This window comes from Bacillota bacterium (assembly GCA_018333655.1).
GTDB lineage: Bacteria > Bacillota > UBA994 > UBA994 > UBA994 > BS524.
In genome coordinates this window covers 27,043-40,141 of the sequence record JAGXTJ010000006.1, presented here as the reverse complement: position 1 = coordinate 40,141, position 13,099 = coordinate 27,043, and the positions used below count along the sequence as shown (strand labels likewise).

General features: G+C 52.6%; 16 protein-coding genes. 12 read left to right on the top strand and 4 right to left on the bottom strand.

Features of this window, described 5'->3' with window-relative positions:
- Positions 1–65 precede the first annotated feature (65 nt).
- The 5 genes from KGZ92_01350 (at position 66) to KGZ92_01330 (ending at position 4,542) form a co-directional block, all read left to right on the top strand.
- The gene (locus KGZ92_01350; GenBank protein ID MBS3887932.1) at positions 66–1,466 is read left to right on the top strand and encodes a PD40 domain-containing protein; all 1,401 of its coding nucleotides are present in this window, start codon (positions 66–68) and stop codon (positions 1,464–1,466) included.
- A 35-nt stretch (positions 1,467–1,501) separates the two neighbouring features.
- The gene (locus KGZ92_01345; GenBank protein MBS3887931.1) at positions 1,502–2,230 is read left to right on the top strand and encodes a coenzyme F420-0:L-glutamate ligase; all 729 of its coding nucleotides are present in this window, start codon (positions 1,502–1,504) and stop codon (positions 2,228–2,230) included.
- Positions 2,231–2,367: 137 nt separating this feature from the next.
- Positions 2,368–3,201 (top strand): hypothetical protein, encoded by an 834-nt coding sequence (locus tag KGZ92_01340; GenBank protein MBS3887930.1) that lies wholly within the window; start codon positions 2,368–2,370, stop codon positions 3,199–3,201.
- 34 nt (positions 3,202–3,235) lie between these two features.
- On the top strand, positions 3,236–4,357 hold the full coding sequence (locus KGZ92_01335; GenBank protein MBS3887929.1) for an HD domain-containing protein: 1,122 nt from the start codon (positions 3,236–3,238) through the stop codon (positions 4,355–4,357).
- A gap of 11 nt (positions 4,358–4,368) precedes the next feature.
- Positions 4,369–4,542, top strand: a complete 174-nt coding sequence (locus KGZ92_01330) for a hypothetical protein (GenBank protein MBS3887928.1) — start codon at positions 4,369–4,371, stop codon at positions 4,540–4,542.
- 14 nt (positions 4,543–4,556) lie between these two features.
- On the opposite strand, the gene KGZ92_01325 is transcribed toward KGZ92_01330, so the two are convergent.
- The 4 genes from KGZ92_01325 to KGZ92_01310 all read right to left on the bottom strand — a co-directional run bounded on the left by KGZ92_01325 (position 4,557) and on the right by KGZ92_01310 (position 7,969).
- Complete coding sequence (locus KGZ92_01325; protein MBS3887927.1) at positions 4,557–4,994, bottom strand: hypothetical protein; 438 nt, start codon at positions 4,992–4,994, stop codon at positions 4,557–4,559.
- Between the two features lie 105 nt (positions 4,995–5,099).
- A complete protein-coding gene (gene glsA / locus KGZ92_01320; protein ID MBS3887926.1) occupies positions 5,100–6,005 on the bottom strand; it encodes a glutaminase A in 906 nt (301 codons plus the stop codon).
- A gap of 122 nt (positions 6,006–6,127) precedes the next feature.
- Positions 6,128–6,871, bottom strand: coding sequence for an FMN-binding protein (locus tag KGZ92_01315; GenBank protein ID MBS3887925.1), 744 nt, complete (start codon positions 6,869–6,871; stop codon positions 6,128–6,130).
- 156 nt (positions 6,872–7,027) lie between these two features.
- Entirely contained in the window at positions 7,028–7,969 is a 942-nt protein-coding gene (locus tag KGZ92_01310) for a GNAT family N-acetyltransferase (GenBank protein ID MBS3887924.1), read from the bottom strand.
- A 78-nt stretch (positions 7,970–8,047) separates the two neighbouring features.
- Here KGZ92_01310 and KGZ92_01305 point away from each other — a divergent pair, with 78 nt between their 5' ends.
- The 7 genes from KGZ92_01305 (at position 8,048) to KGZ92_01275 (ending at position 13,062) form a co-directional block, all read left to right on the top strand.
- Positions 8,048–8,416 (top strand): YlbF family regulator, encoded by a 369-nt coding sequence (locus KGZ92_01305; protein MBS3887923.1) that lies wholly within the window; start codon positions 8,048–8,050, stop codon positions 8,414–8,416.
- Positions 8,417–9,508, top strand: a complete 1,092-nt coding sequence (gene ychF / locus KGZ92_01300; GenBank protein MBS3887922.1) for a redox-regulated ATPase YchF — start codon at positions 8,417–8,419, stop codon at positions 9,506–9,508.
- Positions 9,474–10,256: an NAD(+) synthase gene (nadE, locus tag KGZ92_01295; protein MBS3887921.1), complete on the top strand. Its 783-nt coding sequence runs from the start codon at positions 9,474–9,476 to the stop codon at positions 10,254–10,256. The genes ychF and nadE overlap by 35 nt, the downstream gene beginning before the upstream one ends.
- A gap of 101 nt (positions 10,257–10,357) precedes the next feature.
- Complete coding sequence (ruvC, locus tag KGZ92_01290; GenBank protein ID MBS3887920.1) at positions 10,358–10,861, top strand: crossover junction endodeoxyribonuclease RuvC; 504 nt, start codon at positions 10,358–10,360, stop codon at positions 10,859–10,861.
- Positions 10,861–11,478, top strand: coding sequence for a Holliday junction branch migration protein RuvA (gene ruvA / locus KGZ92_01285; protein MBS3887919.1), 618 nt, complete (start codon positions 10,861–10,863; stop codon positions 11,476–11,478). Before ruvC ends, ruvA begins: the two co-directional genes overlap by 1 nt.
- A 4-nt stretch (positions 11,479–11,482) precedes the next feature.
- Complete coding sequence (gene ruvB / locus KGZ92_01280; GenBank protein MBS3887918.1) at positions 11,483–12,505, top strand: Holliday junction branch migration DNA helicase RuvB; 1,023 nt, start codon at positions 11,483–11,485, stop codon at positions 12,503–12,505.
- Positions 12,505–13,062 carry an epoxyqueuosine reductase QueH gene (locus tag KGZ92_01275; protein MBS3887917.1) on the top strand — a complete coding sequence of 186 codons (558 nt, stop codon included), beginning with the start codon at positions 12,505–12,507 and terminating at the stop codon, positions 13,060–13,062. The genes ruvB and KGZ92_01275 overlap by 1 nt, the downstream gene beginning before the upstream one ends.
- Positions 13,063–13,099 lie beyond the last annotated feature (37 nt).

Below are 13,099 nucleotides of genomic sequence, written 5' to 3'. Positions count from 1 at the left end.
AGTATACTTTTCTTAGAGAGAGAAATTTGCTAAAGCACAGAGAAAACGCGAAAAGGAGCATCAATATGCGCAAACTTGGTCTTGCTTTGTCTGCGGTAGTCCTGGTTTTCTCACTGCTTGGCTGTAGTCGCGATACCACGCCCCCCGCAGTTGTCAAAGTTTCGCCTGTGCCCCATAGTGAAGGGGTGCCGCTTGAGAGCACTATTTCTATCACCTTTACCGAGCCCATGGACAAAGAAGACGTACTAAGATTGCTGCGAGTGGTCCCTTCGACCGAAGTTCGGTTAGAGTGGCAAGGTAATGAGTTGCGACTCCTGCCTTTGCAACCTCTTGCACCGGACACTCTCTATCGCGTAAGCTTTGCTACCCATCCGAGCGATCGAGCAGGGAACTTGCTCCCAGATTTTTCGCTGGTCTTTAGAACCAAAGTACTTTCGCAGGCCTACAACAATTTGGAGACACTCCTGTGGATGCCGGACAGCCGGAGTTTGCTTTTTACTGCCGAAAGTGGTGGGGTGCCTAGACTGCACTCGCTGAACATTTACAGTGGGGAGGTTGAAAGTTTTAGTGATGCTCCAGGCTATCAACTTGAGCCAACAATTAACAAGAGCGGGACGAGCATTGCCTTTGTGGGGGGTGTCGGTGAACCTAGGTTGCACCTCGTTGACCTAGCTAGCTACACTACGACAGAGGTCGAGCTCCCCATGCAGGGACTTATGCCTAGTTCGCCTAGTTTCTCTCCCGACGGTCATATGTTGGCTCTCTATGGCGTCACCGGTAGGTCGGATGCCCACTCGGACATTTACCAGAGTCTGTGGGTTTACAACCTCACGACGCAAGAGGCACAACTTGTTAGTCCTGAGGGAGGTTCCGTGCGCTTCCTTGGCTTTAGCGCCGATTCGCGCCGTTTGTACTTTCTCAGTACTTTTGGGGAGTATATTCACTCCCATAATTTTCGCTACGACCTCTGGGAGGCAGACCTCGTCTCCGGGGAAGAACGCCAGCTTTCGCAGGGAGGGTTAGTGCATAATTTTTATGCGGGGCATCAATCGGCGAGCGATGGTCGATTCGTTTACAGTACATGGGAAGCGCGAGACATAGAGGCCAACATCGTTCTCTATCCGCGCGACATATACGTGCTACAAGTGTCTCCCTTTGTGCATGAGAGGCTTCTCCTCGGGGGCAGTAATGCTAGCCCACAGTTTTCGCCTGCCGGCACGGCCGTAGTCTTCGTCAGTGACCGGGCGGCGGGTTCGGGGCAAGACTTGTTTGTCATGAACGCGCGGGGAGAAGATATTAGACAGCTGACCTTTACCACTTCACCGAAGCTCTTTCCGCGATGGTCTCCCGATGGGCGGCGTATAGCATTTATCGAAAGACAGGGTGAGTCTTTCGTCATCTACATCATGAATGCCGATGGAACAGAGCTTCGCCGGACCATGGAGCTAGTGTTCGCTACTCAGTAGAAAATAGTGACGATTTAGGCAAAGGGGCGACGGTTGTGAATGATTTTTGCGCGAACCCAGGTAAGAAGGTCTCGATTGAGGTTCTTGGCGCGACCTACTTACGCCATGCCATTAAGACACACTTTGTAACTCCAGGCGAGAGTTACATTGAGCTGGTCCGTCAATATGTCAGCCCCTTGTACCAAGAGGGAGATATCCTATCGTTGAGCGAGAAAATTGTGGCCCTCTGTCAGGGTCGCATCTTAGACATGGAGGATATTAAGATTGGCTGGTGGGCGCGCTTGCTCTCTCGTTTTGTCCATATGACGCCAGCAGGTGAATCCGTGGGCAATCCTTACAAGATGCAAATTGCCATTCGTTTGGCGGGCTTGCCGCGCATCCTTCTGGCGGCAGCGGTCGCGGCAATTACCCGACCCCTTGGCATCAGGGGCATGTTCTACCGCATCGCCGGGCATGGCATCGCTGGCATCGATGGTTTTTGTGCCGATGCTTTTGACTATTACTTAACTAAGGGTGTGTTGGTGCCGGATAAACCTGATGCCGTCTGTAACGAAATCCAGTCGGCTCTCGGAATTCACTGCATGGTAGTGGATGCCAATGATCTCGACGTAGAAATCCTAGGCCATTCCGCGGGCATCCCCTACCCTAGACCCACGCTCAAGGCCCTCATTCGCGACAACCCCGCTGGTCAGGGCGGAGAACAAACCCCACTCATCCTCATTAGACCGGCATCTCGTGCCGAAAAAGCAGAGAAGGCCCTGTAAAGAGAGGAGCTTGCGCCTACATTGGGCAAGCTCCTCTTCCTTGTCGCACGTCTTGGGTTTCGGTCTAGGGTTACTAGCAGGAAATAGGTGAAGGATGCCGAACTTGCACTAAAGAAGAAATTAGGGCGGTGGACAAGGTGAGCCAGGAAGAAGTGCGTGTGTACCTTCTGCGCTGTGCTGAAGCTTTTGCCGGACGGCGTGGCCGTAGCGGTGTGGTCAACTTTCTTCTCGGTCAAGCAAGCCCGAGCACATTATCTCTAGCGGCCCAGCAAGGGGTAAGTAATCTCTTTGCCATCTTAAAAGATGCCGAGCAACAAGAGCTACTGCAGTCTTTTAATGCCCTACAGCAGCTAGGCATGCTTGAACTGCGCCACGTAAGCCTAGGTGATAAGTCGCTGCCCTTAGTGTTTGTTACTTCACGCGGCTTAGCGGAGCTCGAACTCCATCGTGCTAAATTGCCAGTGCCCATGACTATAGAGCAGCGAGCAACTGATAACATGTTGCTTGTTCTACAGAGAATAGGCATGCTCATTAAGGCCTTGCGCCAGGTAACAGGGGAAGAACTGCCCGCTGTGGTCGGCTTGACCAGAGAACAGCTTCAGCACTACTTAGAGCTGCTGTGTAAAGCTCTTCACTTGCGCCCGGAAACAGTCCTGTTGTCACCAGGTTCGCAACAACACTTTGCTGATGCCCTGGAAAAAGGTCTCTCTGCTCTTATCTTTGGTGAATTGCGCGAAGTCGAGGCCCAATGTCTACGTCTCCATGTCGACTTAAGCATGCCGCATCAACTAGACAAATCGAAGCTGCTGCATTACTATGGGGTAGTGTCTATCGATGAACAAGCGCGTAAGGCGGCTGCTCGCTTAGTCGCACGGGAGTGGCAGGCCAAGTGTCAGCTGGTTTCGGTTCTCAGCTTTTTAGCACTGGCCGAAGGTCTAAATGCGCGGCGAGAAGTGAGAAGCGGTATATGAGAAACAAATGCGCAGGGTGGAGGGGATGCGAGAGATGAAGGGTCCACAGATGAGGAACAGTCTTCCTGAGGCGCTATTAAAATCGCGCCGTACCCCCCGCGAGACCGATCTTAGGGGAGATTACTTTCGCGACGTCACAGCCATAATTCATTCCACGCCCTTTCGTCGGCTTAAACATAAGACACAGGCCTTTTATGCTCCGCAAAACGATCATATTTGTACGCGCATTGAACATGTGCTGCATGTGTCCACCATAGCCGCAACTATCTGTCGGGCCTTAGACTTAGATTCTGACATGGCACAGGCCATCTCGCTCGCTCATGACCTAGGGCACGCGCCTTTCGGCCATGAGGGAGAACGAGTGCTCAACAAGAGAACAGTCGCCGCGGGCGGGTTTATTCATGAACTACATGGCCTACGCGTGGTCGACGTGCTCGCTAGGGAGGGCCAAGGTTTAAACCTCACCTATGCTGTGCGTGACGGTCTCGTTTCGCACTGTGGTGAGAGTTTTGAGCAACGACTGTACCCCCTTCATGCCGAAAAAGATTTGGCGACTTTGGTGGATCGGGGGCACATGCCTTCTACCTTTGAGGGCTGTGTGGTGCGCGTCGCCGACAAAATCGCCTACCTAGGGCGCGACCTCGAAGACGCCATCACCGCAAAATTCATCACCATCGGTGAAGTTGATCCGCTCGTGCGCGAAGCCTTAGGCTCGACGAACGGTCAGATTATAGGCACCTTGGTGGCCGATGTGGTGGCAGAATCCTGTGGTAAAGACTACATTGGCTTTTCCGATCTGCGGATGGACATCATCCATCGGCTCTATGCCTTTAACAAGCAGCGCATTTACCGCCACCCGCGCATGGAGCGTTACCGCGTGTTTTGTCAGCGCATTATTGATGGTATTTTCGACTACCTGCTGGCGTTGTTCTCGGCCCATGAGTGGGATATCGCGCTCTATCAAGCCGGGGTCATACGTCTAGAGCGCCAATTTGGTAGTTTCTTAGCAGGAATGGAGTCGCACTACAGGGCAGAGCAGGCTACGCCCGTTCGCATAGTGGCTGACTACGTGGCTGGCATGACTGACGACTATGCTATTGAATGCGTTAAACAAATCATCATTCCCGAACCTGTAGACATCAGTATTTATCACTAGGGGAGGTCAACATGCTCTATTTTTTTACCCTACTCCATCTGCTCGCCGGAGTAGCCTTTATTGGGTATTCTTTAACACAAAAGAATAAGACCCCTCTCTACCTACATGTAGGTTTGGGAGCCTTAGGTCTCGGGGCCGGCATGCTCTTTATGCTTCTTGCTCTACTATACCTATCCCCAAGTTAAATGAGGCCGCGGTCTCATTTTTTGTTTTTGGTGGTTCTAGGTGGGCCGCACTGCGCCCGACGGCGACGCTCAACTCGATAAACCGATAGCGCGTAAAAAAGCAGTATGCAGCCAAAGAACAGGGCTAGGGTCATGTTGAGGGGAAAGTTGCTGCCATATCCGACCGCCACCTGTTTATCTACGACCGTTAAGTCATCTCGTACTCTGTAAGTGTAGGTAACGGGGCGCGTGGTATCACCCGCTGGAGATAATTCAACCAGGTAGCCGTCGTGGTGGCGGCGTACCACTTGGGTGCTGTTCTCCCATACTTCAAGTGGCACGACCTGTCTTAAGGCCTCCGTATGGGCTATCGGTAGGCTGACTGTGGGGGGTGTCAGCAACAGAAAAGCGGCGACGACGCCGACTGCCGCCAAGCAGATGATGATGGTCAGTCGTTTAGTCCTGTGGTCCACAGCCAAATACCTCCCCTAAGCGTAGTATGACCTACAAAGTAGTACGCAACACTCTGGCCAAAGTTTCGCTAGGCGAGAAAACTTTTGTTTAGCACTCGCCTCCTTTTAGAGTATGGGCCAGGCGTTTTGTTCACTTAAAGCCTGTAGCACAGCTACACCGGCCACGCTGTTCCCCTTGGGGTCGAGAGCGGGCCCATAGACGCCTATGCCTAGTCTCTCAGGCACCACCCCCATAATGGCACCCGAAACACCACTCTTAGCGGGTATGCCTACTTTAATGGCGAACTCGCCCGAGGCATCGTACATCCCACAAGTGAACATAAAAGTACGTATGATGCGAGCATAGGCAGGGGGGATGCGGCACTGCCCAGGCCTCATAACAGACAGGCTCTGCCCGAGGTGTGCTAGCGTTACGCAGTCCACCTCGATGGAACACTGGCGAAAGTACAAGTCTAAGCATTCCTCGGCTTGGCCGTCGATGGCCTTGATGTCGCGCAAGAAGTAAGCGATAGCGCGGTTGCGATCACCCGTTAGGCTTTCCGATTTATAGACGTCAGCATTAAAACCAACATGGCAACTAGGGGCGAGCTCCTGTATAAACGTGAGTATCCTTGCAAATTTCTCCGCGGGGGAACTGCCCTTTATTAAGGCCGTCGTGGCGATGGCCCCTGCGTTGACAAGCGGATTAACTGGCTTAAGCGAGGAAAAAGTCTCAAGCTTCATCAGTGAGTTAAAAGAATCGCCCGTAGGCTCCATGCCGATGCGTGAGAATACAGCTTCTCTGCCATTGTCCATCAGGGCTAGGGCTAGGGCAAAGGGCTTAGATACGCTTTGCAGGGTAAATTTAACGGCCGTATCACCACAAGTCTCGACCATGCCGTCATCATGGCAGATGGCAACGCCTAGACTTGCTGGGTTGGCTTTAGAAAGCTCCGGAATGTAGCGTGCGACGCGACCTTCGGCGGTCCTAGGGCGTAGCTTGGCGAGTAGATCTTCTAGCATGTAGCTCATAGCCATCCTCCTCTGTCACTACGAAGATTATACTTCGCAGAGACTCAGTCGGCTAGGCTACTGGCCAAGAGAAAAGAGCAGGCTTTCGCCTGCTCTTGGGAGGATAAGGGTGGGCGTTTTAGTTATCTGCGCTTGGCCTTTTCAAGGGCGCGGGCAACAGCGGCCATGGCGTTAGTTGAGGTGATGGTTGCGCCGGTAAAGACGTCTACAGTGGCACTGTTCGCAGCCACAAAACGCTTGGGGAGTTCAACCCTAGCCTCATGGTAAGGAGCAAAAGCGTAGAAATCGGGGCTCGCAGCGTCTACGTTCTTGCGTACGAACTGGTCGGGGATAACTGCGCCGGTAGCATCTCTGGCAGCGGTTGTTTCATGGATGACAACATTCGTGATCTTGTCGTTGCCGATAGTGACCCAAGCGATGGCCCAGCCTAACTGGCCGCGGTCTGACATGGCCATGTAGGTGCCGTCAAAGAACTGCGCGGTGGTGGAGGGGGTGACGCGCGCTTTTTGCAATGCCCTTAGTGCGGCCATGCGTACTTGGTTTGAAGAAGCAGTAGCGCCGGAGACCAAGTCGATGTCCCAGCTGTTTTGCGCTACGATACGCTTGGGGAGTTCCGCCTTGGCGGTGAGGAAGGGTTGATGGCGGTAGGTTTCTGTCTTTTCTAAGGCTAGACCGTCAAAACCGCGGACATGGGCTTCAGTAATTTTGTCGTTCTTAATAGTCAGTTCTACTTCCATGTAGCCTCTGTCTGTGGCGTCAGAAAAGGCTGTGAATGTACCATCATTGTAAACTCGGGCGGGCTGGCAGCCTACGAGTAAGACGATGGCCATGACAGCCACCATAAGGGCAATTGCGATTTTCTTCACTTGACCGACCTCCTTGAATGCTAAGTTAAGAGTTGCTCGGCAGTCCATCACTATCTCTCCCCCCAGAAGCAAATGAAGAACTTGCCTTAACGCTTATATTATACTTCGTTAAACTAGTTATATTTCCTCCCAGTCAATAAAAAATTAAATTAATATTTAACCGGGTCTTGTTAATTCATGCCAAGTAGCCTCGTCTTGAAAGCTAGCGCGGTGGTAGAGGGCGTGAGCTTCAGGGCTTTGGCGCGGGTTGACGAAGAGCTCACAAGTACGGTAGCCGTCGCGCCGAAGTTGCTGCAGGGTATGCCTTAATAGTAGTTTGCCTATACCCTGTCCCCTAGCCTCCCTCCTCACCTCAAAATCGCATAATGCCGCGCTCCCTGCCTGAAGCATGGGATACCAAGCGGTATGACCGATAATGCGATGGCCTTTTCGTAAGACGTAGGCTGAAAGTGATTCGTTACGCAGACCGAACTCCCCGGCGGAGTTTTGCCCATACCAGTCATAGGCATTGTACCAACAGTCGTCCCCTCGCAAAATCTCGAACACTAGGCCATCTGGCAGCAATCTTAAACTAAGGGTGCTGTCCTGCTCTAAAAAGGACAATTGCTTGGTCATGGTAACATAGTTTTCTCGGTCAACATATCCCCTTTGCCAGAGAAACTCTTTCAGTAATGTGTCCGCGCCACTTACTTCGAGAGTCTCGGTTCCTCCCCACAGGGGTTGGAAGCGCCCCTCGACAGCTTGATACAGGGGAGTGTAAGGTGAGCCAATAGTGATGCTGGTAGCAGCAGACAGCGCACTGTGCGCGGCATCGATAAGCAGAGGCCAGACCATATGTTCTTCACCTGGCACAGATAAAAGGTAGGCGAGGTAGCCCTGTCGCTCTTTGCCGAGAGTAAAAACATGGCAGGCACCGAGCGGGCGGTGCTCGTCACTAAGCATCAACAGTTTCCCTGCTGTTCCGCGCCTGCCGCGAGCGAGAATTTGGCGTATTTCATTACGACTGACGGTGCTGTAGTTACGTTTCCCCTGGCAGCACGCGTTCATGAGGGCCGACAGACTCTCTTCTTCTCCGGTGACGAAAAAGTGCTTTGGCATGGCTTTCCTCCCTGTAGAGATGGTGCAGTCACCTTCAAGTAGTATATAATATCCGCAAGGAATGTTGGAGGTGGATCTATGCTCATACATGACAAAGCACACGAATTAGCGCGAGCCCTGAGGGCGACCCCCGAATTTCACACGCTTAAACAATGGCAAAGCAAGCTCAAAGAAGACCAACCCGCCTACAAGATGTTTGTTGATTACAGGCGTAAAGAAATAGCCTATCAGGCACAGCTCATGTCTGGGAAAGCCCCAGAGTCAGAGCAAGTTCAGGCGATGCAACGGCTATCTGAAATAGTCGCACTCAATAGCATTGTGCGAGAGTATTTGCAAGCCGAAGCTAAATTTGCCACTATATACAATGATATTCAGCGCATTATCGGTGACTCTATCGAGGAGATCAGCTCAATCTACACGGAGGAACAGGAAGGCGGTAACAACTAGATGCCATCATGCGGTATAATCGGGCTACCCATGTCCGGAAAAACGACAGTATTTAACTTGCTGACAGGGGCTAGGGCCCAAACAAGCGCTTTTTTCTCTGGTAAGACAGAGGCCAATCTTGGTATGGCTAGGGTGCCAGATCGCCGGGTCGATTTTCTCACCGCACTTTACAGACCTAAGAAGACCACCTATGCTCAAATAGAGTTTATGGATATGCCAGGCTTAGTTAGGGGCGCATCCGAGGGGCAAGGGGTTGGTAATGCCTTCCTCGAGTCGGTGCGCAGGGTGGACGCCTTGGTACATGTGGTGCGGGCCTTTAATAACAGTGACTGTGAGCATGTCGAAGGTAGCGTGTCTCCCTTGCGAGACGTGCAAACCGTCTCTTACGAACTGCTTATGGCTGATATGGCCTTTGTTGACAAGAGGTTAACTCGACTTAAAGAGGGGAAAAAACGCCCACCTCAAGCCGAGGAAGAAATCGCCTTACTCGAAAAAATCCTCACCCACCTTGAGAACGAACGCCCCCTAAATACACTTTCACTTAGTGCTCTAGAGCGCCATGCACTCACGCAGTACACTTTCTTAACGGACAAACCCATGATCTTGGTCATTAATCTCGACGAGAGTCAGTTGTCTACGATGGATTACTCGGGTAAGGCAGAGCTTATGGCCTATGCTGCTAGCTACGCGTGGCCCATTATCCTCCTTTCTGCTAACACGGAAGTGGAGCTATCTGAACTTGAAGAATCAGAGAGACAGGAGTTCTTGCGGGAGCTTGGTATCACCGAGCCTGGTATTGACCGCATTGCTAAGGCCTCGTATGACGTGCTGGGGTTGCTCTCATTTTTTACAGTAGGAGAAGACGAAGTACGAGCCTGGACCATACGTCGCCACAGCACAGCCAAGCAGGCTGCAGGTAAAATTCATTCCGATCTCGAACGCGGCTTTATTAGGGCCGAATTGATGCGCTATATAGATATGGAGACCTTAGGGTCGCCTGCCAAAGTAAAAGAAAAAGGTCTGTTTTCGCTCGAGGGCAAAGACTACATCGTGCAGGATGGAGATATTCTCAGTATTCGCTTTAACGTGTAGTAAGGGGGAACTTCTCATAGAAACTTCCACGGTAGCGAGCAAACTCGTTTCTTGGCTTACCAAGCAGGTTGAGTCGGCAAACATGCAGGGCGTCGTCTTTGGACTTAGTGGAGGTATCGATTCGGCCGTGGTGGCAGGGCTCGCGAAGCGCGCCTTCCCCCACAAGGCTCTAGCGGTATGCTTGCCATGCCATTCAAACCCGCTAGATCGTGAGCATGCCGCGCTCACAGCAGAGACCTTTGGCCTCGAAATGCTTACAGTTGATTTGTCGTCCGCTTTTGACCAGCTGGTGTCCACTCTCGCCCTAGGACAGCAGGGTAGGCCCGTGGTGCCAGAGCTAACCCTAGCTAATGTCAAACCGCGGCTACGCATGACAGCTCTCTACTACTATGCTAGTATCCATGCCTACCTAGTCTTGGGCACCAGTAACCGTAGCGAGCTGACCATCGGCTACTTTACCAAGTATGGGGATGGCGGAGTTGACCTCATGCCTCTCGCTGGCTTGGTCAAGACTGAAGTGCGCGAGTTGGCAAAGTACTTGGGTGTACCACAAGTTATAATTGATAAACCACCCACGGCGGGGTTGTGGGCTGGGCAGACCGATGAGGGCGAAATGGGGCTTACATACAGGGAGCTAGATGAGTACATACTCATAGGTGACGCCGCCCCCCACATAAAAGAAAGGGTAGATAGCTTAGCGGCTACCAGCACACATAAGAAACGCCTGCCACCCATCCCAAGACTCTAAATTAGAGCTAATGAGGCCCCGGCGCAAGCCGGTCTTTTGTTGGCTTGAATTATGAAGGTATCTCGAGGCAAGTGGCGAACTAATGTTCAGGGGGGATAGGGATGTTGGTCCTAGGTATAGACCCAGGCCTAGCTTTGACCGGCTTTGGCGTTGTAGAAGAGATAAACAACAAAGTACAGCTCCAACGCGTAGGCTGCATTCGCACCCCAGCCACTCTTCCCGCAGCAGAGCGCTTACAGATCATCTTTAACGAATTAGCGGCGGTTCTTGTGGAGGGCAAAATCAACACGGCTGCGGTTGAGCAACTGTTTTTTAATACCAATGTGACCACAGCGCTAGCGGTAGCGCAAGCGAGAGGAGTTATACTCTTAGCGCTGGCCAATCAGAACATACCCACGGCTGAATACACCCCTTTGCAGGTCAAGCAGGCACTGACGGGCTTTGGCAGAGCGGATAAGGGGCAAATCCAGCGCATGGTGCAATCCATGCTGGGATTAAAAGAGATCATTAGACCGGATGATGCTGCCGACGCTGTAGCGATAGCGCTCTGTCATTTGCAGTCATATCGGTTCTCCCAGGCCATAGGGAAAGGGGGGCAGCGCTAGTGTACAGCTATATTTCCGGCCTACTAAGAGCTAAGACGGCTCAGGCCGCTATTATTGATAATAATGGCATAGGTTACCGTATTTTTACCGCGCAGCGCGCTCTCGAGCCCTTGCGCCTTGAGGATACAGTTAAGTTCTACACTTATCTTCTGGTTCGAGAAGACGAGCTATCCCTCTATGGCTTTCCCGAAATGGAGGCGCTAGCCCTTTTTGAAATGCTTTTGACTGTCACGGGGATCGGGCCTAAGGCGGCCCTCAACATATGCGGTGCAGGCAGCTCGGCCGAAATCTATGGTGCGATCGTCACGGGCGATGTAGGCTGGCTAACCAAGGTGCAGGGCATAGGCAAGAAGACAGCGGAACGCTTGATACTCGAGTTAAAGGAGAAAATCGCCCGCAACATGGGTGATGGTGGTGGGTTCATGCTATCAACAGGGGCCCAGCCCTTAAGTACAAGTGGCGCTCTAGGACAGGCTTTAGGTGCGCTCCTGAGCCTAGGGTATCAAGAACACGAGGTGGACAAGCACCTCAAGCAGGCGCGTGCACTTTTTGGGGCTGAAGCGACGGTAGAGGAACTGTTAAAAGCTGTTTTGAGAACCATGGCAGAAGGACGGTAGAGAGATGGCAGAGCGCGTAGTAAACCCCCTTCCGCAGGCGGGGGATGAAAACATTGAAGGCAGCCTGAGACCACGCTACTTGCGCGAGTATATCGGTCAAACAAAAGTAAAGAGCAATTTGCAGGTGTTTATTGAGGCCGCGCGCCTACGCCGCGAAGCGCTCGACCATGTACTTTTGTACGGTCCTCCGGGCTTAGGCAAGACGACGCTCGCCACTGTCATCGCTAATGAACTCGGCGTAAATTTGCGTATCACTTCTGGGCCAGCTATTGAGCGCCCTGGAGATTTGGCGGCCTTATTAACGAACTTGTCCGAATACGACTGCCTTTTCATCGATGAAATACATCGTTTGAGTCGCGCGGTTGAAGAGGTGCTTTATCCCGCCCTTGAAGACTACGCCCTCGACATTATTATTGGCAAGGGGCCGAGCGCGAGAAGCATTCGCTTGGATTTGCCCAAATTTACTCTTATCGGTGCAACAACTCGGGCGGGCTCCCTTTCGTCCCCTCTCAGGGATAGGTTTGGAGTCATCAGTCGCCTCGACTTTTACACGCACGAAGAACTAGAAGAGATAGTGATGCGTTCAGCCCGTATATTAGACGTCCAAATCGATTATCTTGGTGCGCAAGAAATCGCCAAGCGCTCGCGGGGTACACCTCGTGTAGTAAACCGCCTGCTTAGGCGCGTGCGTGATTTTGCCCAGGTCAAGGGGGAGGGCAGCATAACGGCGAGGCTGGCCGATTCCGCCCTTGCTCTCCTAGAGGTTGACGCCCTAGGGCTAGATGGAACCGACAAGAAGCTGCTGGCGACCATGATCAGTAAGTTTGAGGGGGGACCCGTGGGCTTAGACACCTTGGCCGCGGCTGTTAGCGAAGCCACGGAGACCATCGAAGACGTGATCGAGCCGTACCTCTTGCAGCTAGGGTTTATTCAGCGCACCCCCCGCGGCAGGGTGGTTACGCGCCTAGGTTGGGCTTACCTGGAGCAAGAGCCGCCAGACTCCTCTCGGCAGCAGAGGTTGTGGTAGTGCGCCTTTTACTCCACATTTGTTGCGGCCCCTGTGCGACCTACGTTGTTAAACATTTGCGCGAGGCGGGGCATGAGCTGACTGGGTACTTTTTTAACCCTAACATCCATCCGCCCGAAGAGTACGAGCGGCGACTCCTTGGCGCAAAGACTTTTTGCCAGAGTGTAGGCCTCGAGTTAGGCCTTGACGAAAAATGCAGCCAAGCAAGTTGGCAAGCCGCCACCCTAACAGATCTCGCGGAGCGCTGCTACCTCTGCTACGGGTTGCGACTAAGTAGAGTGGCCGAAATCGCCGTGCGCGAGGGTTATGACGCTTTTAGTAGCACACTCCTAATTAGTCCCTTTCAGCAGCATGACGAGATTAAGAGAGCGGGGGAGGTGGCCGCCCTGCGCTACGGCGTAGCCTTCCACTATGCCGACTGGCGTTCTTACTTTAAGCTCACTTACCAACTCGCCCGTGAGCGCGCCCTGTATCGACAGAAATACTGCGGTTGTTTTCTGAGTGAACGCGAACGCCTAGCCGAAAAGGCCCTTGTGCCACCTAAGCCCAAATCCTAGGCAATATTTACTAGTTGAGCCCTAGAGGAACTTTTGC